The 21,188-nt window shown below is 66.2% G+C and carries 17 protein-coding genes and 1 pseudogene; 1 reads left to right on the forward strand and 17 read right to left on the reverse strand.

Going from position 1 to position 21,188, the window contains the following annotated elements; all coding sequences use genetic code 11:
- Nucleotides 1-13: 13 nt before the first annotated feature.
- The 4 genes and pseudogenes from HWX22_RS24550 to HWX22_RS24565 form a co-directional block, all read right to left on the reverse strand.
- A complete protein-coding gene (locus HWX22_RS24550; RefSeq protein ID WP_244135278.1) occupies nt 14-1,027 on the reverse strand; it encodes an alpha/beta hydrolase in 1,014 nt (337 codons plus the stop codon).
- Nucleotides 1,028-1,127: 100 nt separating this feature from the next.
- Complete coding sequence (locus HWX22_RS24555) at nt 1,128-1,742, reverse strand: nitroreductase family protein (RefSeq protein ID WP_175910312.1); 615 nt, start codon at nt 1,740-1,742, stop codon at nt 1,128-1,130.
- Nucleotides 1,743-1,952: 210 nt separating this feature from the next.
- Nucleotides 1,953-2,246 (reverse strand): annotated as a pseudogene (locus HWX22_RS32055) (DoxX family protein); the annotation flags it as partial.
- A gap of 62 nt (nt 2,247-2,308) precedes the next feature.
- The gene (locus HWX22_RS24565; protein ID WP_175910221.1) at nt 2,309-3,295 is read right to left on the reverse strand and encodes a zinc-binding dehydrogenase; all 987 of its coding nucleotides are present in this window, start codon (nt 3,293-3,295) and stop codon (nt 2,309-2,311) included.
- 127 nt (nt 3,296-3,422) lie between these two features.
- On the opposite strand from HWX22_RS24565, the gene HWX22_RS24570 reads away from it, so the two are divergent.
- Entirely contained in the window at nt 3,423-4,337 is a 915-nt protein-coding gene (locus tag HWX22_RS24570; RefSeq protein ID WP_175910223.1) for a LysR family transcriptional regulator, read from the forward strand.
- A 120-nt stretch (nt 4,338-4,457) separates the two neighbouring features.
- On the opposite strand, the gene HWX22_RS24575 is transcribed toward HWX22_RS24570, so the two are convergent.
- The 13 genes from HWX22_RS24575 to HWX22_RS24635 form a co-directional block, all read right to left on the reverse strand.
- Nucleotides 4,458-5,951 (reverse strand): HAMP domain-containing sensor histidine kinase, encoded by a 1,494-nt coding sequence (locus HWX22_RS24575; protein ID WP_175910225.1) that lies wholly within the window; start codon nt 5,949-5,951, stop codon nt 4,458-4,460.
- Nucleotides 5,951-6,670 (reverse strand): response regulator transcription factor, encoded by a 720-nt coding sequence (locus HWX22_RS24580; protein ID WP_059525868.1) that lies wholly within the window; start codon nt 6,668-6,670, stop codon nt 5,951-5,953. Before HWX22_RS24580 ends, HWX22_RS24575 begins: the two co-directional genes overlap by 1 nt.
- A 294-nt stretch (nt 6,671-6,964) precedes the next feature.
- Entirely contained in the window at nt 6,965-7,585 is a 621-nt protein-coding gene (locus HWX22_RS24585) for a hypothetical protein (RefSeq protein ID WP_244135279.1), read from the reverse strand.
- Between the two features lie 63 nt (nt 7,586-7,648).
- Nucleotides 7,649-8,698 carry a patatin-like phospholipase family protein gene (locus tag HWX22_RS24590; protein WP_059817219.1) on the reverse strand — a complete coding sequence of 350 codons (1,050 nt, stop codon included), beginning with the start codon at nt 8,696-8,698 and terminating at the stop codon, nt 7,649-7,651.
- A 92-nt stretch (nt 8,699-8,790) separates the two neighbouring features.
- Nucleotides 8,791-12,246, reverse strand: a complete 3,456-nt coding sequence (locus HWX22_RS24595) for an adenylate/guanylate cyclase domain-containing protein (protein ID WP_175910226.1) — start codon at nt 12,244-12,246, stop codon at nt 8,791-8,793.
- Nucleotides 12,247-12,374: 128 nt separating this feature from the next.
- Nucleotides 12,375-13,130, reverse strand: coding sequence for a histidine utilization repressor (hutC, locus tag HWX22_RS24600; protein ID WP_059525795.1), 756 nt, complete (start codon nt 13,128-13,130; stop codon nt 12,375-12,377).
- A gap of 50 nt (nt 13,131-13,180) precedes the next feature.
- The gene (gene hutH, locus HWX22_RS24605; protein ID WP_175910229.1) at nt 13,181-14,674 is read right to left on the reverse strand and encodes a histidine ammonia-lyase; all 1,494 of its coding nucleotides are present in this window, start codon (nt 14,672-14,674) and stop codon (nt 13,181-13,183) included.
- A gap of 7 nt (nt 14,675-14,681) precedes the next feature.
- Nucleotides 14,682-15,473: an ATP-binding cassette domain-containing protein gene (locus tag HWX22_RS24610; RefSeq protein ID WP_175910231.1), complete on the reverse strand. Its 792-nt coding sequence runs from the start codon at nt 15,471-15,473 to the stop codon at nt 14,682-14,684.
- Nucleotides 15,474-15,501: 28 nt separating this feature from the next.
- Nucleotides 15,502-16,248 carry an ABC transporter permease subunit gene (locus tag HWX22_RS24615; RefSeq protein WP_175910233.1) on the reverse strand — a complete coding sequence of 249 codons (747 nt, stop codon included), beginning with the start codon at nt 16,246-16,248 and terminating at the stop codon, nt 15,502-15,504.
- 12 nt (nt 16,249-16,260) lie between these two features.
- Complete coding sequence (locus tag HWX22_RS24620; RefSeq protein ID WP_175910235.1) at nt 16,261-16,983, reverse strand: ABC transporter permease subunit; 723 nt, start codon at nt 16,981-16,983, stop codon at nt 16,261-16,263.
- A gap of 92 nt (nt 16,984-17,075) precedes the next feature.
- Nucleotides 17,076-17,936, reverse strand: a complete 861-nt coding sequence (locus tag HWX22_RS24625; protein ID WP_175910316.1) for a transporter substrate-binding domain-containing protein — start codon at nt 17,934-17,936, stop codon at nt 17,076-17,078.
- Nucleotides 17,937-18,231: 295 nt separating this feature from the next.
- Nucleotides 18,232-19,773: an altronate dehydratase family protein gene (locus tag HWX22_RS24630; protein ID WP_175910237.1), complete on the reverse strand. Its 1,542-nt coding sequence runs from the start codon at nt 19,771-19,773 to the stop codon at nt 18,232-18,234.
- Between the two features lie 71 nt (nt 19,774-19,844).
- Complete coding sequence (locus HWX22_RS24635) at nt 19,845-21,182, reverse strand: MFS transporter (RefSeq protein WP_175916571.1); 1,338 nt, start codon at nt 21,180-21,182, stop codon at nt 19,845-19,847.
- Nucleotides 21,183-21,188: the final 6 nt, after the last annotated feature.

Consider the following 21,188-nt stretch of genomic DNA (forward strand, 5'->3'; position numbering starts at 1 on the left):
GCCGACAGGCGGATCATGTGCCACGCACCCCGGTCGCGCCGGCTGCGGTGCGCTCCCGAAGAAACCGAATGCCTTCGTCCAGCGCACGCTCGCCCAGCGCATGGTTCGCCTTGTCCTTGAAGAACTGGACGAAGCCGTGCGCCTGCCCTTCGTAGACGGCGACGGACGCGCTCGTGCCGGCTTCGTTCAGGCGGTTTGCGTAAGCGACGTTTTCGTCGCGCAGCGGATCGAGCTGGCCGACCTGAATCAGCGCGGGCGGCAGGTTCGCATGATTGCCCTCGAGCAGCGACAGCAGCGGCGCATACGGGCTCGTTCCAGGCGGCACGTAGCTGGCGAGCACGTTGCGCATCACTTCCCGGGTAGGGAAGTACGTGGCGCCCAGTTCGGCCCACGACGGCGTGTCCGTCCTCATGCTCACCGACGGATACATCAGCCATTGCGCGATGAGCGCGGGGCCGTTGCGATCGCGAGCGAGCATCGCGGTGGCCGCCGACAGGGTCGCGCCGGCACTGTCGCCGCAAACGACGATTGTCGCCGGATCGCCGCCGAACGCCGCGGCGTGGCCGGCGGCCCATTGCAGCACCGCGTAGACGTCCTCGAGCCCCGCGGGGAACGGGAATTCGGGGGCCAGCCGATAGTCGACGGACATGACGATCGCCTGCGCGCGACCGGCGATCGCACGCACGAGCACGTCGTGCGTGTCGAGGTCGCCGGACACGAAGCCGCCGCCGTGCACGAACAGAACGATCGGGAACGCTTCCTCGCCGCGCGCGCCGGCCGGCTTGTAGATGCGTACCGGAACGTTCCGGGCGGGGTGCTCGGCCGGCACGTCGATGGAGCGTACCTCGCTCACCGCGTCAGGCACCCCGGCCGACGGAATCATCGCGCGATAGGACGTGCGCATCTCCTTCGCGAACGCGGCCATCGCTTCGGTGATCGGACGAGCCGCGAGGGCGCCCGGCTCGACGACATGACGCGTCGGGATCAGGCCGAAACACGGCCGGCTCGACAGCTTCCATGAAAACATACGTTCTCTCCTGGCCCGAGGCCTGTTCCCGCACTTCGTTTCACTACGGACGGATCGCGGTCGCACGAGCGGCGCGCCTTGCGCCGCCCGGGCGCATTCGTCACGCGAACGACAGAACGTCCGATACCGGCTTGCGCGGCTTCTGCGGCCAGTTGCCCGATGCCGGATAGCCGACCGTGACCAACATCACGGGGACATCGCTCTGAGCGAGACCGAACGCGGTCGCGACGCCTTGCGGATCGAAACCGATCATCGGACCGGATGCGAGTCCCAGACCCTCGGCGGCCAGCATCAGCGTCATCGCAGCCAGCGACCCCGAGCGAATGGCTTCGTCGCGCTGGAACACGTAGTTGTCACGATACATGTTTTGCGCGGCACCAATCCAGCCCTTGTACAGCCCCTCGTCGATGATTCCCGCATCCAGCGTCGGCCGGAGCGCATCGGCGAGCGTCAGGTGCGGATCGAGCGTACCGCATACGATGAACGTCACGGCGGCGTCCGCGACCTTCTGCTGCCCGAACGCGAGCGGCAGCAGGCGCGCCTTCGCGTCGTCGCTGCGCACGGCGACGAACTTCCAGTTCTGCAGATTGAATGCGGACGGCGCACGCGTGGCGAGCTCGATCAGATTGCCGATCTGTTCGTCCGACAACTTGCGGCTGGTGTCATACCGGTTCGCCGAGATGCGCGACTTGATCACTTCAGACATGTTTGACACTTGCACACTCCTTTCTTCTTTCGGGGGGATGACAACGGGATGGACGTCATCGCGGACGACGACACGATCGCCCGATCGCGCCCGCCTTGCGTCCAGGCTGAAACGGCCGGCGCCGACGCTCGCCAGCAGCAGGAAGCCGCCGGCCATCGACACGTTCTTGAGGAACATGACCATCTGCGTCTGGTCCGCGAACCGGGTGTGAAACAACGCGCCGGTGACGAAGCAGAAGCCGGCAAGCAGTGCCGCCACGATGCGCACGCGGTAGCCGACGACGATCAGCACGCCAGTGCCGATCTCGAAGAGCACCGTCGGCACGAACAGGATGCCCGGTACGTGATTGGCCTCCATGTAGCCGCGGATCGCGTCGGGCGCGGCGAGCTTCGACAAGCCCGAGAGCAGGAAGATCAGCGCGAGGAGAATCCGCGCGGCCAGCATCGCGGCCGGCTGGAACCGTGCGATGCCTGCCACGGACAGCGGATGATCGGACGGGACTTTCTCATTCATATTGGAATCCTATGTTTTTGGTTCAGGTTGGGGACGGCCACGAGGTCGATGCACGACGACCGTCAAACGGTCACGACGATCTTGCCCAGCGCGCGATTGCTTTCCATCAGGCAGTGAGCGCGACGGATTTCGTCGAAATCGAACGTATGCGCGCGCAACGACGGCATATGCCCTTCGGCCGTCGCGCGAGCGATCTCGGGCAGCGGGACGTCCGTCGCCGGCATCGCCGTCGTGCCGAACACGCCGGACGAGAAGAAGCCAAGCCGCACGCAGTTCGGCAGATCGCGCATCAAGTGGAACGGTTCGAGTTCGGCGCCTCCGTGCACGCCGACGACGCAGGCGGCGCCGAACGGGCGCAACGCGCCGACGGAGTCCCGCAGCGTGTCGGCGCCGACCGCTTCGAACACGGCGTCGACGCCGGACGGCACCGCGGCCTTGACGGCTGCCTCGATATGCCCGTTGTCGACGAGCGCGAGATCGGCGCCGACCTCGCGCATCCGTTGCAGGTGCAGGGCCGCCCGGCTCGTCGCGATCACGGTGACGCCGCGATATTTCGCATACGCGACGGCCGCCAAGCCGACCGAGGACGTGCCGCCGCGGACCAGCAGCGTCTGGCCGCCCCGGATCGCCAGCATCCTGTCGAGCACGCCGACGGCCGTGACATACGCTTGCGGGATGGCGGCCAGCTCCGCCCACGAAAGCCCGGTGCCGTCCATGGCGATCACGTTGCTCCGATTCACGGTCACCTGCTCCGCGTAGCTACCCGGGCGCGTGAACTGCAATCCGCCCATCGCGGTCGCGACGGCCTGCCCGGTGCGGAACTGCCCCGAAGGATCGTCGAGCACTTCGCCGACGGCTTCGATACCTGGCACGCGGCCCGCCTGGTCGTTCGGCCCGAGCGTCCCCGCCCGGAGATACGTCTCCGCACGGTTGAGCCCGAATGCGCGCACGCGAATCCGAACTTCGCCGCCGTCGGGTTCCCGCGGCGGAATGTCCTGCAACTGCAGCACGTCAGGGCTGCCGAAGCGTTCGATCACATAGGCTTTCATGCACTCTCCAGACAGGCGACCGTTTCGGGCGCCTTTGAACCATCAATCCGGCCACATTCTGGGTTATCGATATGCGCATTGGAACTGGGTAAAATGAAATCAACACTTTCATTTTTGGTAGGCTGAATTGGATCTCAACGATGTGCGGATATTTGTGAGCGTCGTGCAGACTGGCAGCCTTTCCGGTGCGGCGACGCGACTGGCGATACCGTTGCCGACGGTCAGCCGCCGCATTCGCGCGCTCGAACAGCAGCTCCGGGTCCAGTTGCTGGAGCGCACCGCGCGCGGCACCAAGCCGACCGAAGCCGGCACCCGGCTTTACGAACATGCGAGCCGAGGCGTCGAGATGCTCGCTGAAGGCGAACAGGCCGTGGTCAGCGATCAGGCCAGGCTGAAGGGACGGCTGCGCATTTCGCTGCCGCCCGGGTTCGACGTGTGGTGGACACTGTTATCGGCTTTCCGGAAGCGCTATCCGGATATCCAGCTGCACGCCTATGCTACCGAACGGCGCGTGGATCTGATAGAAGACGGCATCGATGTCGCGCTGCGCGTCGGCGCGATCGCGCATGAAGCCATGGTCGCGCGCCAGTTGCTGACCTATCGCCACGTCCTGGTGGCCAGTCCGCTCCTGCTCGATACGTTGGGGGTGCCGCAAACGCCTGACGACCTGCACCGGTTCCCGTGCGCGGTATGGAGTCCGGTTGCCGATGCCGGCCGCGGCTGGCGCCTGGGCGAACGGACCTTCGAGCCCAACGCGGTCCTGTCGACCAACGACTACGCGTTCCTGCGCAGCCGCGCAATTGCGGGCGAAGTCGTCACAGAGCTTCCGCCGTTCCTGGCCGCGGAGCCCGTTCGGCAGCGCCGGCTCGCCGTCGTGCTTGCCGCCTGCCCGCTGCCCGAACAACAGGTGAACCTGCTGTATCCGTCGCATCGGCATCCGTCGGCCATCGTTCGCGCCTATCTCGAGTTCTGCCAGTCACAAGTCGCGTGGCTCAAACGCGTCTGTACGATCGGTCAGACCGGCCCGGGCATCGATACGTAGCGCCTCCGGCCACGCCGCACGCGGCGCCAACCGCCGTGGACGGCCGATGGGCCAGCGTCGACCGTCCGCCATTCCAAGCATGCCGATCGGCGGAAATCGCGACGACGGCGCCGGTCGGTTTCAGCGCGCTTCGCCGACCGCCGGCTGCGCGATCGCCAGCGCGAACTCGAACACCGCGCCGCGCCCGTCCCGGTCGACGAGCCGGATCCCACTGCCGTTGAGCGCCAGCATCCGGTGCACGATCAGCAGCCCGAGCCCGCCGCGCGTCGTCGCACCGCCGCTCATCGGCCGCTGCGGCCGCTGGAACAGCCCTTCTCGCCGCGCCGGCGGAATCCCTTCGCCGGTATCCGACACGGTCACCACCACGCGGTCGTCCTGGGGCGTCAGCGCCACTTCGACTTCGCCATGCTGCGGCGTGTGCCGCAATGCGTTGTCGAGCAGGTTGGTCAGCACGCGCTCGATCATCCCGAGATCGGCCGACACGACCGGCACGCGCGGCGGGATGCGCGCATGCAGCGTGACGCCGCGCGACTGCGCGGCGAGTTCGAACTTCTCGAATACGTCCTGCACGAGATCGACGAGCGAGAACGGCTCGCGCTCGGCCTGCACGCCGCCCGATTCGAGCCGCGCGAGTTCGAACAGCGCCTGCGCGAGCCGGCCGACCTTCGTGCTCTGCGCGAGCGCGATCGACAGGTAGCGGCGGCGCTCGGACTCCGCGAGCGCGTCGGACTTCAGCGACAGTGTTTCGAGATAGCCATGCAGCGAGGTCAGCGGCGTGCGCAGGTCGTGCGAGATGTTCGTGATCAATTCGCGCCGCTGCTGGTCCTGACGCGTCAGCGCGCGCCACTGGTCGCCGATCCGGTCGGCCATCTGCGCGAATGCGGATTCGAGCACCGCGATGTCGTCGCCGCGTCGCCCGGGCGGCGAATGCGGCACCGGCGGCTGCGTGTCGGGTGCGGCGTTCGCGTCGAAGCGGCGCATCGCATCGGTCAGCCGGCGCAGCGGGCGCGTGATGAAACTGAACGCCGTCAGGCCGGCGAGCAGGCCGAGCAGCGCGACGACCGCCATCGACCACAGCGTCGTGCGCAGCACGTTGCCGGCGTCGACGCGCGCGGCCAGCCGGTCGTGCGCTTCGCCGAGCAGCACCACGTAGATGTAGCCGGACGGCGGCTGTCCCGCACGCTGCAGCGGCGCGGCGCTGAACACCTTGCGCGCGTCGGGGCTGCGCGGATCGTCGCCGAGGATCGGCAGCGGCTCGCCCGCGATGAAGCGCTGCACCGGCGCGAGATCGACGCGGTCGCGCTTCACGTGGCCCGGCGGCGCGTCGTCGCCCTGGATGCGCCCCGCGTTGTCGAGCAGGTACACCTCGACGCTCGGGTTCACGCCCATCAGTTGGCCGAACAACGTGCGCACGGCGTCCGGACGCAGCCCGTTCGCGTCCATCAGCGGTGTGCTGCCCGCGATATGCGCGGCGAGATCGCGCGACAAGCCCTGCACGACTTCCTTCTCGCGCATGTCGTTCGCGCGGATCTGCAGCCACGCCGACGCGCCCGAGCACGCGAGCAGCAGGATCGAGAACACGAGCGACAGCCGCTGGGTGAGGGTCAGCTTCATCACGCGTCCCGCTGATCCGGCGCGGCGAGCTTGTAGCCGCGTCCCCATACGGTGAGGATGCGCACGGGTTCGGCCGGATCGGCCTCGATCTTCGCGCGCAACCGGTTGATGTGGGTGTTCACCGTATGTTCGTAGCCTTCATGCTGGTAGCCCCACACGGCATTGAGCAGGTCCATCCGCGAGAACACCTTGCCCGGATGCCGCGCGAAGAAATACAGCAGGTCGAACTCGCGCGGCGTGAGGTCGATGCGCGCGCCGTCGACGGCAGCTTCGCGCGCGATCGGGTCAATCGACAGCCCGGCCACGTCGAGCGTGCCCGCGTCGATCCGCGAATCGCGCGCGAGCGCATCGACGCGCCGCAGCAACGCCTTCACCCGCGCGACGAGTTCGAGCACCGAGAACGGCTTCGCGAGGTAGTCGTCGGCGCCGAGCTCGAGGCCCAGAATCCGGTGCACCTCGCTCGAGCGGGCGCTCGTGATGATGATCGGCGTGTAGCGCGCCATCGCGCGCGCGCGCCGGCAGATTTCCAGGCCGTCGACGCCGGGCAGCATCAGGTCGAGAATCAGCGCGTCCCAGTTGCCCTGTTCGAGCAGGCGCAGCCCTTCCGTGCCGTCCGCGCTGTGGACCACTTCGTAGCGCTCGTCGCGCAGGTGGAGGCTCAGCACGTCGGCGATGTCGGCATCGTCCTCGACGATCAGGATGCGTTTGGGGTGGTCCATGGCGGTCGGCGGCGGCACGTCGTTATGGCTCTCGGGTTGGTTTCGCAGGTTCGTTCCGGTCGCCCCCGGGCGGGAGGGCGGGTCCGGGAGCGAATCGCGGCAGCAATGCCGCGCTGCCGCCATTGTGCAAAATTTTGCGTCGGGGAGGGGTCACAAATCGTTTAAGTTTGGCTCGCGAGCGGGCGGAGGGGGTAATACCGGCACGACGTTCCATTCCGTCCCCGAAAATCCAGGCGCCGCTCGCCCAGGCTCGAGCATCGCCTGGATCGATCGTCACGTCGGCTCGGCAGTCCGTCATCCCGATTCCGGAACCGGCAAGCCCAGCCGCCAGTTCAGGTTCCTGCGCGCCTGCCTTTCGCAACGTGTGTAGAAGAAGTCCGTCAGATAGATGCGCGGACGCACGAGCAGCCCGCGCAGAATGGCCCGCTCATGAAGGTCGTAGGCCCTGTCGTCAAGATCGGGACGCTCTGCCCGCAGACGCCGGCCGTCTTCGCGAAACTGGCCGCGGGAAGCGCCGAGCACGGCCAGGTCGATGTCGCAGACGAAACGGGTATCCAGCCCCGCGGCAATACCCGAGTGGGTCGTCGCGAGAATCATCGCGCCAATTTGGTCGCACGCGCGGATTCGCCCCGCCGCCCGGCGCTGGAACCAGTCCGCGCTGTTCTGCTCGTTGTCCTTCGCGCCGGGCACGAAGATCACGTCATGGAACCACAGCGCGAGTTCAACGGCGTCCGGTTCGGGAATCGACTCGCGTGCGAGGTCGAGTTGGCGCAAGCATCGCCGGACATGCACGAGCGTATGGTAATGGCGCGCCGGCTCCGTATAGCATCGCGCGAGCATCCGATAGACATCCTCGGCATGTGCCCCGCCGCTGCACGACCACAACGCGACGAACCGCTCCTGCATCCGGCTCACGTTCGCTCCTTGGGCCGGGGCGGCTGCACGTGATCGCCCCATGCCGACATTACCGCGATGCGTTCAGAGAAATTCCCTGCGGATGTCGATGCTCGACCGCTGCCCGATGTTTCCGTAGTGATGCGCGAGCCATGCATCGGCTTCGCGCCGCCCGTGATCGTGCAGTTCGCTGAGAAATGCCCAATCGGCGTTGTACTTGCTCGATACGCTCAACGCGCACATCGCGTCGTCGGCGCGAATCGAATGGATCAGCATTTCCTTCATCTCGCCGCGATCGATCGTGCCCTGCTGGATCAGGTCGGTGACGAACGCGATCGCTCGCATCTCGCGCATCAGCGACGAGTTGAAACTGATCTCGCTGATGCGGTTGAGGATTTCCGCGGCCGTGATCGGCACGCCGCGTCGCACGAGCGGATTGATGTGCACGATCACGACGTCGCGCGTCGCGCAGTTGTAGATGAGCGGATAGATGGCCGGATTGCCCATGTAGCCGCCGTCCCAGTAATACTCGCCATCGACCGAGACCGCCTGGAACAGTGTCGGCACGCATGCTGATGCCAGCACCGCGTCGGCACTCACATCCTCGCCCGTGAAGAGGCGTATCTTCCCCGTCTCGACGTTGGTCGCGCACAGGAACAACCGGATCGGACAGTGCTTGCGCAGCGCGCCGAAATCGACGTGGCTTTCGAGCACTTCGCGCAGCGGATTCAGGTTGTTCGGATTGAACTGATAGGGCGAAAAGACGCGCAGCATCATGTCGGCGAACGCATAGAGCGGCGAGTGATCGAGCCCGAAGCTGTGCGTGCCCTTGAGCCAAGGCACCCAGCGCAGCGGGTTGTAGTGCTCCGCCGATCGCGCGACCGCCTGCCAGAAGTCGTGCAGCGCCTGACGCGCACCGTCTTCGCCGCCTTGTTGCAGCCCGTACGCGAGTACGGCGGCGTTCATCGCGCCGGCGCTGGTTGCACTGACACCCTCGATTTCGAGCCTGCCGTCCTCGAGAAGCCGGTCAAGCACGCCCCAGGTGAAGGCACCGTGCATCCCGCCCCCCTGCAAGGCCAGCGCGATCTGCTTGCGCGGCAGATCGTTGCGGCGTCGTGTGTGCGTGATCGTCATGCCCGCCTCCTTGGTTCTTCGCTATACGGAACAATGGCAAGTCATGGACGGTGCGTCGTCACGCGATAGGTCGTCGTGCGCCGCCGGTCCGTTCATCCTGTGCGCGCGTCCAGTGCATCCAGCAGCGCTTTCGCCTCTCGCAGGTCGCGCGTGTCGAAGCCTTCCGTGAAACTGGCGTACACGTCGGCCAGCGCCTGCCTTGCCTCCACGGTCTTCCCCTGCCGTTGCAACAACCGCGCCAGATCCGACGCTGCTCGCAATTCCAGTGCTCTGGCACCCTGCCCGCGCGCTCGCGCGATCGCCCGATGAAAACAGTCAACCGCTTCGTCATCGCGTGCGGCGGCAGCCCGCTCCTCGCTCGCCGTGCCGGCCAGATAAATTCCCTTGAGCCGGTACAGCTCCGCCTCGTAGCAATGCTCGCCGGAGTGCTCGACGATCGTCGTTGCCTCTTCCAGCATGTCCAGGGCGGCCCGCTCGTCACCCGCGCGCCAGCAACTGTCGGCGAGCAACGCGAGACAATAAGGCCGCTGATCTTCGCCGCCCGCTGCCCGCTGCGCGTCGAGACCCAGCCGCATCTGCTCGATGCCGTCCTGGATGTCACCTTGCGCGCTCATCGACCAGCCTCGCAAAAGCGTCCCCCACGCGAGCCAGTACGGCAATCCGTGCTCGGTCGATACGGCAATGACCGCTTCCGCGCGCTCGGCGGCAAGCATCGGCTCCCGCCTCAGTTGATGCAAGTGCGCCGTGTAGGTCAGACTGAACGCCAGCGACGGCCCATAAGAAAGGCTCCGTGCGAGCGCAAGTGCTTCGACGCTGCGCTTGAGCGCCTGGTCGGGATACCCCTGAATCCACAAGGTCAGCACAAGGAAACTGAGCGCCCGGATACCGGGATCCACGCCGTGTGCGAACACATGCGCCTGATGCTGCTCCGGATCGTAGATCGCAAGGGCCTGTTCCAAGTGTGCGCGAGCCGTGCCGAAATCACCCTGCAGAAAGAAGCACGAGCCCAGTGCGCTGTGCGCCTCGATGAGGAAGCCTGGATCGTTCGCATCCCTTGCGGTTACGAGCATCTGCTTGCCGAGATCGGTCGCGAGTGCGTACTCTCCGCGCACCACGTGGTACATCCGCAATCCCAGCTGTGTCGCAAAGCGCTGCGATGCCTCGCCCGTGCGATCGCACAACTCGAGCGCGCGCGTATAGGTCGCGCCCACCTCCGTCGCACCATACCCGCGCACGTCCATCAGGACCGGCCCGAGGGAAAGCAGCAAAGTCAGTTCCCAATGCGCACGCATGGGTGTATCCGGCAGACCCTTCAGCAACGCAAGCGCCGCTCCCAGGTGATTCATCGCATCGTGATGGGCGGCATGGCGCAGCGCCTGCTGCGCCGCGCGATGCAGGTATTCGACAGCCTTGGGAATGTTCCCGCTCTGACCGTAGTGGTGCGCAAGCTCGCTGCAGTAATCGGCGATGCGTGTCGGGAACAGCGTCTCGATCGCCTGCGCGGTGCGCTCGTGCAGCGTGGTGCGCCGCTCCGTCAGCAACGAGCGCCCGGCCACCTCCTGGGTCAGCGCGTGTTTGAACGAGTAATTGACTTCGGGAAACGCGGGGCGCTCGTAGATGAACTCCGCTGCCTCCAGGTGGGCGAGCTGACGACGAAGTTCGTCGTCGCGCGCCGGCTCCTCACCGCAGATTCGCCGGATCAGACTGAACGGGAACTCGTGACCAATCACCGCGAGCGCCTGCAGCAGTTCCTTTTCCTCGATGGGGAGGCGATCGATCCGGGCAGCCAGCACGCCCTGCACGGTGGTGGGAATATGCAGCGTCGCCGGGGTCTCGACGATGTGATAACGCCCGGCATCGCCGAGCAGCGATTTCTCTTCCACAAGCGTCTGGACCACTTCCTCCATGAAGAACGGGTTGCCCTCCGTCTTCTCCAGAATGAGCTGCTTGAGCGGCACGAGCGTGCGATCCTCGCCGAGCAGAACCGTCAGCAGTCCTTGCGCATCGGACGGGCCAAGCGGTTCGAGCCGGATCCTGCTGCAATGATCCGCGCCGGCCCATTCGGGCCGATACTCGGGCCGGTAGTTCACGAGAAGCAGGATGCGTGCGTCCGGCACGTGGTCGATCAGGTAGGTGAGGAACGCTTCCGTTTCGCGGTCCAGCCATTGCAGATCCTCGAACAGCAAATGGACCGGCTGATTCTGGCTCTCTCGCACGAGAAGCTGCCTGATCGCGTCGAAGGTGCGGTCGCGCCGGATCTGCGGATCCATGTCGACGAGTACCGACCCGCCCTCGCCGATTCCCAGCAGATAGAGGACGTAGGGCACGAGGTCTTCGAAACTGCGCTCGAGCGCGAGCGCCTTGCCGATGACCTTTTCCCGGCAACGCCGCTCGTCGTCCTGCGTCGTGATCTGGAAATAGTTCTTCAGGAGTTCGATGAGTGGCAGATTGGGAAACGCCTTGCCGTGCGAGACCGAGAATGTCTCCAGCACCAGCGCGCCACGTCGCGAGCGCTCCTTGAACTCGTGGAAAAGACGAGACTTCCCGACACCCGCCTCCCCGACGACGCCGACGACGCGCCCATGCCCGCTCCTCATTGCCTCCAGCGCGCGGTTCAGATGCTCCATTTCCGTCTCGCGACCGACGAACCGTGCGAGACCGCGATGTGCCGCCAGTTGCAGGCGCGTGCGCAACGCACCCAGGCCGAGCACCTCGTAGACGCATAGCGGCGCGGGAATTCCCTTGAGTTGTGTCGCGCCCAGCGCCTTGAACTCGAAATAGCCTTCGGCGAGCTTGTGGGTAGACTCGCTGACGAGAATCGATGTGGGCGCGGCGATGCCCTCGATCCGCGACGCGATGTGGATCGTATGCCCGAGCGGATCGTATTCGGTGTGCAGGTCGACGGTGCGGATGGAACGGACGACGACCTCGCCCGTATGAACGCCGACGCGAATCTGCAGAGGAATGCCTTCCTGCAAACGAATGCGGTCGCCATGCTGCCGCATCGCCTGCTGCATGCGCAATGCGGCGAACAGCGCGCGCTGCGCATGGTCTTCGTGGGCGATCGGTGCGCCGAACAGCGCGAGGATGCCGTCGCCGAGCGATTTCGCGACGTACCCCTCGTAATAGTGGACCGCTTCCATCATCAGCTCGACCACGGGCACGATCAGGCGATGCGCCACTTCGGGATCGAGATCGTGAATCAATGCGGTCGACCCGGCCATGTCGGCGAACAGCGCGGTAACGGTCTTGCGCTCGCCGGCGGGCTCGCCGCGCGCTTCCATGGCGGCGTGTTCGGCCCGGATCCGCTCGGCAAGATGATCGGGCGTGTAATGAATCGGGGTGACCGGCGGTTCCCGGACCGACGGTCGGGCAAACGACGGCGCGGCGGCGGGCGGTGCCAGCGACGCTCCGCAATTGCTGCAGAAGCGGGCCGCCGGCGCTGCCTCATGCCCGCATTGCGGACACGTGCGGGACAGCGCGGCCTGACATTCCTGGCAGAACCTCGCACCGGGAGGATTCTCGGACCCGCAAATGGTGCAGCGCATAAAACCCTCTTCCAGCCAAGGGTCGACCTCAAAACATTATGCGCCACTCTCTGCGGAGAATCAGGGCGGCAAGCGTGTTCGTGCGTGCCGACAGGGGAAGAACGAATGGCCAGACAGCCTTTACATCCCTACATCTTCCCCGCCAGATGAAACCGCGACGCCGGATGCCACAGCCTGACCGACGTGGCGACGTGCTCGCCGACCCACGTGCGGCGCCTCAACACAAGACACGGCTCGCCGATTTCCATCACGAGATGCCGACGCACCTGCGCATTGGGTTTCTCTGCATAGATCCGGAACTCCGCGTGCTGGATCGGCGCCAGTCGCACCATGTAGTGGTTCGGCGTCTCGAGCGTGAAATCCTGCTCCAGATAGGCGGGAAACAAGGCCGGATTGACGTAGCGATCCTCGAACTGGATCGGCTCGTCTTCCTCGAAATGCACGATGCGTGAATGAAACACGGGCCCGGACCGCAGCCCGAGCGCCTCGATCGCGTCCGGGTCGACGCTGCGCTCGATCAGCAGCACGCGCGCGCTGTGCCGATGACCGCGTTCGGCAATCTCGTCCGCGATGTTGCGGATTTCCAGCACCGTCGATTCGTAATGCCGGCGCTCGACGAAGGTGCCCGCACCCTGGATGCGGGTCAGCACGCGTTCGGCCGTCAGTTCCCGCAGCGCGCGCGACACGGTCATCCGGGCCACGCCGAATTCCTTGACCAGTTCAGCCTCGGTCGGGATCGCGCCGCCGGGTTTCCAGTCGCCCTTCGCGATCCGCTCGACGACGTAGCGCTTGATCTGTTGATAGGCCGGCAATGCGCGCGCCGGCACGGCATCGCCCAATGCCCTCGCCGGTCGTGCGGAAGGTTGTCGTTCCGTTTCGTTCATGCGCCCTCGACCGAATGAATGTTGGATGATCCGCCAGTCGCCGCCCGACGCTACCGCAGCGACGGCGGTTCGCCCGCGACGATGCCGGCGGCGATCGCGATGTCGTCCGCCAGCGGCCGGTCGTCGTGGTAGGCCGGCACGCGTTCGCGCACATATCGCCACAGCGCATCGGTCGACGAGGCGGGCGCCGCTCCGTTCGCCTGCAGATCGTATGCCTGCGCGGCGGCAAGCAGCTCGATCGCGAGCACGCGCGTCGCATTCTCGATGATGTCGAGCGCCTTCAGCGCGGCCGGCGTCGCATGACACAGGTGATCCTCCTGCAGCCCGGACGTGATGCCGCCGTCGAGGCTCGCCGGCGCCGCGAGTCGCTGGTTCTGCGCGACCAGCGCGACCGCCGTGTACTGCGCGATCATGAACCCCGAACACGTGCCGCCCGGCGCCGCGAGAAACGCCGGCAGCCCGCTCACGAGCGGATTGACGAGACGATCCAGCCGCCGCTCGGCGATAGCCGCCACTTGCGCCATCGCGGCCGCGAGGCTGTCCATCGCCAGCGCGATACCCGCGCCGACGGCATGCGCCTGCGAATGAACGGCCGGCGCGTCGCGCGTTCCGGCAACGATCGGATTGTCGGTGACGGACGCAAGCTCGCGATCGACGACTTCCGCCGTCACCGCGAACACGTCGCGGGCCGCGCCATGCACGTGCGGAATCGTGCGCAGGCTGAGCGGATCCTGCGTATGCCGGCCGCTCGCCGCTGCAAGCATCGCGCTGTCGGCAAGCATCGTCCGCAAGCGCGCGCCGACGTGCCCGATGCCGGGCGAAATCCGCAGCGCGAGCGAGGTCGGATCGAATGCCGCGAGCTGTCCGCCGAGATTCTCGAAGCTCGTCGCCGCGATCCAGTCGGCCCAGTCGAGCAGCCGTTCCGCGCGGGCGAGCGCGAGCGCGGCGAGCCCCGTCACGCACGGCGTGCCGTTGACCAGGCTCAGCCCCTCCTTCGCGCCGAGCACGAGCGGTTTGCGGCCGACGCGCCGCAGCGCCTCGTCGCCGCGAATGCGCTCGCCGCGATGGCGTGCATGGCCGTGCCCGATGCAGACGAGCGCGACGTGCGCCATGTGGGTCAGATAACCGACCGAGCCGTGCGCCGGCACCTCCGGCAGGCAATCGTGCTCGAGCAGCGCGACGAGCTGTTCGACGACATCGGCATGCACGCCCGAATGCCCGTGCGCGAAGTTGTTGATCGCGGCCGCGATGATCGCGCGCGTTTCGGCCGCGCCGAGCGGCATGCCGACCCCGACCGCATGGCTCATCAGGATGTTGCGCGACAGCGTGCTCTGCTGCGCCGGCGACACGATCACGTCGCACAGCGCGCCCACGCCAGTATTGACGCCGTATGCGCGAATCCCGCGCGCGACGATCTCGTCGACGAGTTCGCGTGCTGCGACGACACGCGCGCGTGCGTCATCGGTCAGCGCAAGCGGCTCGCCTGCCGCCACTGCCGCAACCTGTCGCCAGTCGAGCGGCCGTGCCGCACGGAATACGGTCATGGCAGCCTCAGTTCGATGTGCGGTCGTGATGGCTCGACACGAATTGCCGGAAACGCTCGGAGCACTGGCCGCCGAACAGATCGTCGGGCGTGCCGTCCGAGTCGACTTCGCCCTGATGCAGGAACATCACGCGATTCGATACGTGACGTGCGAAGCCCATTTCATGCGTGACGACCAGCATGGTTCGCCCTTCCTCCGCGAGCGAACGCATCACACGCAGCACTTCGCCGACCAGCTCCGGATCGAGCGCGGACGTCGGTTCGTCGAACAGCATCACCTTCGGATGCATCGCGAGCGCGCGAGCGATCGCGACGCGCTGCTGCTGACCGCCCGACAGGTGCGCCGGATAGTAGCCGCGCTTGTCGGCGAGGCCGACGCGCGCCAGCAGCGCCTCTGCCTCCTCGACCGCTTCCGCGCGGCTGCGCTTTTGCACGCGCAGCGGCCCTTCGACGAGGTTGTCGAGCACCGTCATGTGCGACCACAGGTTGAAGTTCTGGAAGACCATGCCGAGCTGGGAGCGGATCCGGTCGACCTGGCGCCGGTCGCTCGGATGCAGCTTGCCGTCGCGCGCGCGCTTCATCGCGAGCGTTTCCCCGCCGAGCGCGACGGAGCCGTCGTCAGGTGTCTCGAGCAGGTTCAGGCAGCGCAGGAACGTGCTCTTGCCCGACCCGCTCGCGCCGAGGATCGAGATGACGTCACCCTCGTGCGCGTCGAGCGAAATGCCTTTCAGCACATGATGATCGCCGAACGACTTGTGGATGTTCTTGACCGACAGCGCGACGGGAGCAGCGGTGTTCATCGGATTCTCCTGGAAAGGATGGGGACGCTCAGGATGCGACGCGCCGAGGATTGCGCGTCGCCGCGACGGACGCGCCGGACGGCTTGGGCGCGCGCAGGTGCCCGGAGAGTCGCCATTCGAGCGCGCCGAGCAGGCGTACGACGATGAAGTTCAGGGTCAGATAGATGACGGCAGCGCAGGCGAAGACCTCGGTCGTCCGATAGGTTTGCTGAATGATCTGCTGCGCGACACCCGTCACTTCCCATACCGTGACGAGGCTGGCCAGTGCGGTCGACTTGACGAGCAGCACGGCCTCGGTCGAGTACGCGGGCAGGCACTGGCGCAGCGCGATCGGGCCGATCACGCGCCGCAGCAGCGCGAAGCCCGACAGCCCGATCGAATAACCGGCCTCGATCTGCCCGACCGGCACGGCCATCAAACCGCCGCGCAGGATTTCGGCCGTGTAGCCTGCAGTACACAGCGCGAGCGACAGCACCGCGCACACGTACGGCTCGCGCAGCAGCGGCCACATGAAGCTTTCGCGGATCACGCCGAACTGGCCGAGCCCGTAATACACGAGGAACATCTGGATCAGCAGCGGCGAGCCGCGAAACACGAGGATGTAGCCACGCGCGAAGCGGTTCGGCAGCCAGTGCGGCGACACGCGCATCGTGACGATCACGAGCGACAGCAGGCCGCCGAGCACAAGCGACGCGAAGAACAGGCCGAGCGTGGTCGGCACGGCCGCGAGCAGCTGGCGCAGCGTATCGAAGAGAAAGTCGAAATCGATGGACATGCACGTTCTCCGTCAGTTGCGCGCGAAATTGCGGCGGAACGACCGGCCGACGATCGCTTCCGCCCGGTTGAACACGCGGTTCGACAAGCCCGTCATCAGCAGATACAGCGCACCGCCCGCAACGAAGAACACGAAGTACTGGTGAGTCGAATTGGCGGCGATCTGGCTCGTGCGCAGCAGCTCGGCGAGGCCGGTGACGGAGATCAGCGCCGAATCCTTGAGGCTCAGTTGCCACACGTTGCCGATGCCGGGCAGCGCGAAGCGCAGCACCTGCGGAATCAGGATGCGGCGCAGCACCATGCTGCTCGGCATGCCGATCGCGCGCGCCGCCTCGAGCTCGCCCTTCGACACCGCGAGCACCGCCGCGCGATACACCTCGGCCTGATAGGCGCCCGAGATCATCCCGACCGCGAGCGCGCCGATCACGAACGGCGGCACGCCGATGAAACCTTCCGCGCCGAACCACTGGCCGACGGCCGTGACGAGCGTCGAGCCGCCGAAGTAGAACAGATAGATGACGAGCAGTTCCGGCACGCCGCGAAACACCGTTGTGTACAGGTCGCCGAGCAGGCGAGCGCTGCGGTGGCGGGACAGCTTCGCCGCCGCGATCGCCGCGCCGATCACGGCGCCGACCGCGAGCGCGGCGAGCGTCAGCGCGACCGTCATCAGCGCGGCGAGCAGCAGCACACCGCCCCAGCCTTCGGTTCCGAAGCCGAGCATTTCAAGAATCGCCATGCGTGCCTCCCGGCAAGCGTTGAGTCAATCTGCAGGATGCGTGCCGCCGCGCGTCGTTCGAATCGCTCACGCGGCGGCAGCCGAATGCGCGCTTACGGCGTGACGTCGGTCTTGAACCACTTGTCGGCCAGCTTCTTCACCGTGCCGTCCGCGAGCGCCGCGCCGATCGCCGTGTCGAACTTCGTCTTCAGATCGGCATCCTGCTTGCGGAACGCGAGACCTTCGCCCGGCCCCCAGATCGGCCCGCCGAGCTTCGGCCCCGCGAGCACGATCGACGCGTTGTCCTTCTTCGTGTTGTTCGCCGCGTAGTACGTGACGTCGTCGAACGACGCGTCGATGCGCCCGGCGACGAGGTCGAGATCGCGCTCGGGCGAGGTCTTGTACACGCGAATCGACGCGATGTCCTTGAAGCTGTCGTTGATGAACTTCGTATAGACGGTGCCCGACTGGATACCGATCGTCTTGCCCTTCAGCTGCTTGCGCAGCGCATCGACGGTGGACTTGTCGGCGTTCGCGTCACCCGTCAGCTTCACCATCGGCGCGCCAGGCGCGGCCTTCGGCAGGATCTTGGTATCGGTGACGGCGAACGTCGCGGGCGTCGCCGCGTACGGACGCGAGAACAACAGGATCTTTTCGCGCTCCGGCGTGATGGAAATCGCATCCATCAGGATGTCGAACTTGCCGGCCTGAAGGCCGGGAATCATCCCGTCCCAGTCCTGCGCGACCATGTTGCACTGCACCTTGATCCGCTCGCACACGTTGGCGAGCAGCTCCGGTTCGAAACCGCCCAGCTTGCCGCCCGGCAGCGTGAGGTTCCACGGTGCGTAGCCGCCTTCGAGCGCGACCGTCACCGTCTTCCATTCCTTTGCCTGCACCGGTGCGGCGAGCGTTGCCGCTGCTGCCGCGATGACGCCGATCGTCCTGATTGCCCACTTGATGCGCTTGCCGTTCACGAGAGTTCTCCTTGCGTTGAAGTGCGTCATCCCTTCGGTGCAGCAAGCCGCCTCAGGAATTTGTCTATACAAGCACGCAAGAAGAAAAACAGCGAGACAAGCAGCGATCAAAAAAAACCGTGAAAACGCGGGAAATCCCCTAATTTAGGGGCTCTGGCGTGCCTCGTTGCGGGGAATTCAGGCACGCAGTTGGTGCATGCCGGACGATCCAATCGGCAGGATGACTAGACAAATCCTGAATTCGATCGCACGGCACATGAAGAGGGAACCCCCGCCGCAGCGGGCAAACACGCGGCTAGGTGACCACGCCAACCTGCCAGGGCACGAATTCGTTCTGGCCGTAGCCGTGCAATTCGCTTTTCGAGCGATTACCGGACGCGCAGTCGAGCATGCGCTGGAAGATCGTGGCGCCAAGCTGGTCGACACTCGACGTGCCGTCGATCACGCCGCCGCAATTGATATCGATATCGTCTTCCTGACGCATCCACAGCGCGGTATTCGTCGCAAGTTTCAACGACGGCGCCGGCGCACAGCCGTACGCCGAACCCCGCCCCGTCGTGAAGCAGATCAGGTTCGCGCCCGACGCGACCTGCCCCGTCGCCGACATCGGGTCGTAGCCTGGAGAATCCATGAAAACGAGGCCGCGCGCATCGATACGCTGCGCGTATTCGTATACGTCGACGAGATTCGTGGTGCCGGCCTTCGCGATCGCGCCGAGCGATTTCTCGAGGATCGTCGTGAGCCCGCCCGCCTTGTTGCCGGCCGACGGATTGTTGTCCAGCGCCGCGCCGTGACGTGCGCAATAGGCTTCCCACCACGCGATGCGCGCGAGCAGCTTTTCGCCGACGTCGCGGCTGACGGCACGCCGGGTGAGCAGATGCTCGGCGCCGTAGATTTCGGGCGTCTCGGAAAGGATCGCCGTGCCGCCCTGCCGCACCAGCCGGTCGACGGCCGCCCCCAGCGCGGGATTCGCCGAGATGCCCGAGTAGCCGTCCGAGCCGCCGCACTGCAGCCCCACCACGAGATGCGCCGCCGGCATCGCGACCCGCACCGCGCGGTTCGCGTCCGCGAGCATGTCCGTGACCATCGCGATGCCGCGCTCGATCGTCCTGCGCGTGCCGCCGCTCTCCTGGATCGTGAAGTGGCGCAGGCGCGCGGCATCCGCATGCCCGCCTTCGCGCAGCACGTCGCCGATCTGGTTGGTCTCGCAACCGAGGCCGATGAACAGCACCGAGTGGAAATTCGGATGCGCGGCGTAGCCCGCCAGCGTGCGCCGAAGGATCGCGATTCCGTCTCCCCGCGAATCGATCCCGCAGCCGAGCCCGTGTGTGAGCGCGATCACGCCGTCGATGTCCGGATAGTCGGCCAGCGCGCCCGGGTTCACCTCTCGCCGGAAATGATCGGCGATCGCACGCGCCACCGTGGCGGAGCAATTTACACTCGTCAGTATGCCGATGTAATTGCGCGTCGCGATCCGTCCGTCGTCGCGGCGAATGCCCATGAACGTCGCCGGCGTGTCGTCGAGACGCGTCGGACTCGCGGCGGCGCCGAACGCGTGCTCGCGCGCGAACTCGGCCATGCCGAGGTTGTGCACGTGCACATGCTGACCGCGCGCGATCGTCTCGCGCGCGACGCCGATGATCTGGTTGTAGCGCCTGACCGGCTCGCCCTTCGCGATGTCGCGCACGGCGACCTTGTGACCCGGCGGAATCAGCCCGGACACAGCGAGCGACTCGGACGCGATCAGGTCGCCGGACACGAGCTGCCGCGTCGCGATCACAACGTCGTCGTTCGGATGCAGGCGGATCGCGACCGGCCCGGTGACGGAAAAGGACATGACAGTGATCCTGGATTGAAGATGGGTTGATCGGCGCCGGCAAGCCGCCTTGCGGCGCGCCGGCGAACGCTTCAGCGATGCGAGCCGGCCCGCGCGCCGCCCGGCGCGCTTTCCGCGCCCGCGTGCCCCATGCCGCGCAGCGAGCGCAGTAGCAGCACGCTGACGAAACACAACGCGGCCACCACCACGAAGCCGGTGCGCGAATCGTGCGACGCCGCATCCGCGAACGCCTTGATCTGCGGCGACACGAAGCCGCCGAGATTGCCGATCGACACGATGAACGCAATGCCGCTCGCGGCGCCCGTCCCGCCGAGATAGCGCGTCGGCAGGCACCAGAACACCGGCTGGCACGCGACCAGCCCCGGGATCGCGATGCAGAAGGCGAGCAGCGCCAGCACCGGCGTGTTGATCACGGATATCGATGCGAACGCGAGAATCCCGACCGTCAGCATGCCGGTCGCGACCTGCAGATGGTTGTCGTGACGATCCGCGAAGCGCGTCGCGACGATCATCGCCGCAATCGTGCACAGCCACGGAATCATCAGCAGCAATCCGATTTTTCCATCGATCTGGGTGCCCATCGTCGCGGCGAATTTCGACGGCAGGTAGAACGCGAGCGGCGCATTGCCGATCTGGATGCAGAAGTACGCGGCAATGAAGGTCAGCACGCAACGGTCCTTCAGCACGCCGAACACCGTCGCGGACAGGTGTCGCGATTTCGCGCGCTCTTCCGCGTCGAGCGTGTCGCACAATGCGCGCTTCTCGTCGTCGGTCAGCCAGCGCGCGTCTTTCGGCCGGCTCGTCAGGTAGAAGAACGCGATCACGCCGACCACGGTCGCCATCAGCCCCTCGACCAGATACATCCATTGCCAGTTCCGCAGACCGAACATGTCATGCATCTGCAGCAGGAAGCCCGACAGCGGATTGCCGATCAGCATCGCGATGGGCACGCCGAAGTAGAACAATCCGAGCGCGCGGGCGCGCCCCTTCGCGGGAAACCAGTAGGTCAGATACAGGATGATCCCGGGAAAGAATCCGGCCTCCGCCGCGCCGAGCAGGAAGCGGATCGTATAGAACTGCGTCGGCGTATGCGCGAACATCATCGACGCCGAGACGAGCCCCCACGTCACCATGATCCGGCTCATCCACACGCGTGCGCCGATGCGATTCATGATGAGGTTGCTCGGCACTTCGAACAATGCATAACCGATGAAGAAAATGCCGGCGCCGAATGCGAATGCCGCATCGCTCAAGCCCGTGTCGGCCTGATAGGCGAGCTTCGCGAAGCCGACGTTCGCGCGATCGATGAAGGCCAGCGCGTACATCAGCGTGAGGAACGGCAGGAGCCGGATGGCGGCCTTCCTGACCGCCGTGGCAAGGTGCTGCGATTGCTGCGGATCGTGATTCATCGTTGT

The sequence above is a fragment of the Burkholderia sp. BCC1638 genome (genome assembly GCF_902833195.1).
Classification (GTDB): domain Bacteria; phylum Pseudomonadota; class Gammaproteobacteria; order Burkholderiales; family Burkholderiaceae; genus Burkholderia; species Burkholderia diffusa.

Excerpts from the sequence above, each read along its gene's own strand:
- HWX22_RS24630 (WP_175910237.1), bottom strand. The coding sequence starts at position 19,773 with ATGTCCTTTTCCGTCACCGGGCCGGTCGCGATCCGCCTGCATCCGAAC.
- HWX22_RS24620 (WP_175910235.1), bottom strand. The coding sequence starts at position 16,983 with ATGGCGATTCTTGAAATGCTCGGCTTCGGAACCGAAGGCTGGGGCGGT.
- HWX22_RS24635 (WP_175916571.1), bottom strand. The coding sequence starts at position 21,182 with ATGAATCACGATCCGCAGCAATCGCAGCACCTTGCCACGGCGGTCAGG.
- hutC (WP_059525795.1), bottom strand. The coding sequence starts at position 13,130 with ATGAACGAAACGGAACGACAACCTTCCGCACGACCGGCGAGGGCATTG.
- HWX22_RS24580 (WP_059525868.1), bottom strand. The coding sequence starts at position 6,670 with ATGGACCACCCCAAACGCATCCTGATCGTCGAGGACGATGCCGACATC.
- HWX22_RS24575 (WP_175910225.1), bottom strand. The coding sequence starts at position 5,951 with ATGAAGCTGACCCTCACCCAGCGGCTGTCGCTCGTGTTCTCGATCCTG.
- HWX22_RS24615 (WP_175910233.1), bottom strand. The coding sequence starts at position 16,248 with ATGTCCATCGATTTCGACTTTCTCTTCGATACGCTGCGCCAGCTGCTC.
- HWX22_RS24610 (WP_175910231.1), bottom strand. The coding sequence starts at position 15,473 with ATGAACACCGCTGCTCCCGTCGCGCTGTCGGTCAAGAACATCCACAAG.
- HWX22_RS24550 (WP_244135278.1), bottom strand. The coding sequence starts at position 1,027 with ATGTTTTCATGGAAGCTGTCGAGCCGGCCGTGTTTCGGCCTGATCCCG.
- HWX22_RS24595 (WP_175910226.1), bottom strand. The coding sequence starts at position 12,246 with ATGCGCTGCACCATTTGCGGGTCCGAGAATCCTCCCGGTGCGAGGTTC.
- HWX22_RS24590 (WP_059817219.1), bottom strand. The coding sequence starts at position 8,698 with ATGACGATCACGCACACACGACGCCGCAACGATCTGCCGCGCAAGCAG.
- hutH (WP_175910229.1), bottom strand. The coding sequence starts at position 14,674 with ATGACCGTATTCCGTGCGGCACGGCCGCTCGACTGGCGACAGGTTGCG.
- HWX22_RS24565 (WP_175910221.1), bottom strand. The coding sequence starts at position 3,295 with ATGAAAGCCTATGTGATCGAACGCTTCGGCAGCCCTGACGTGCTGCAG.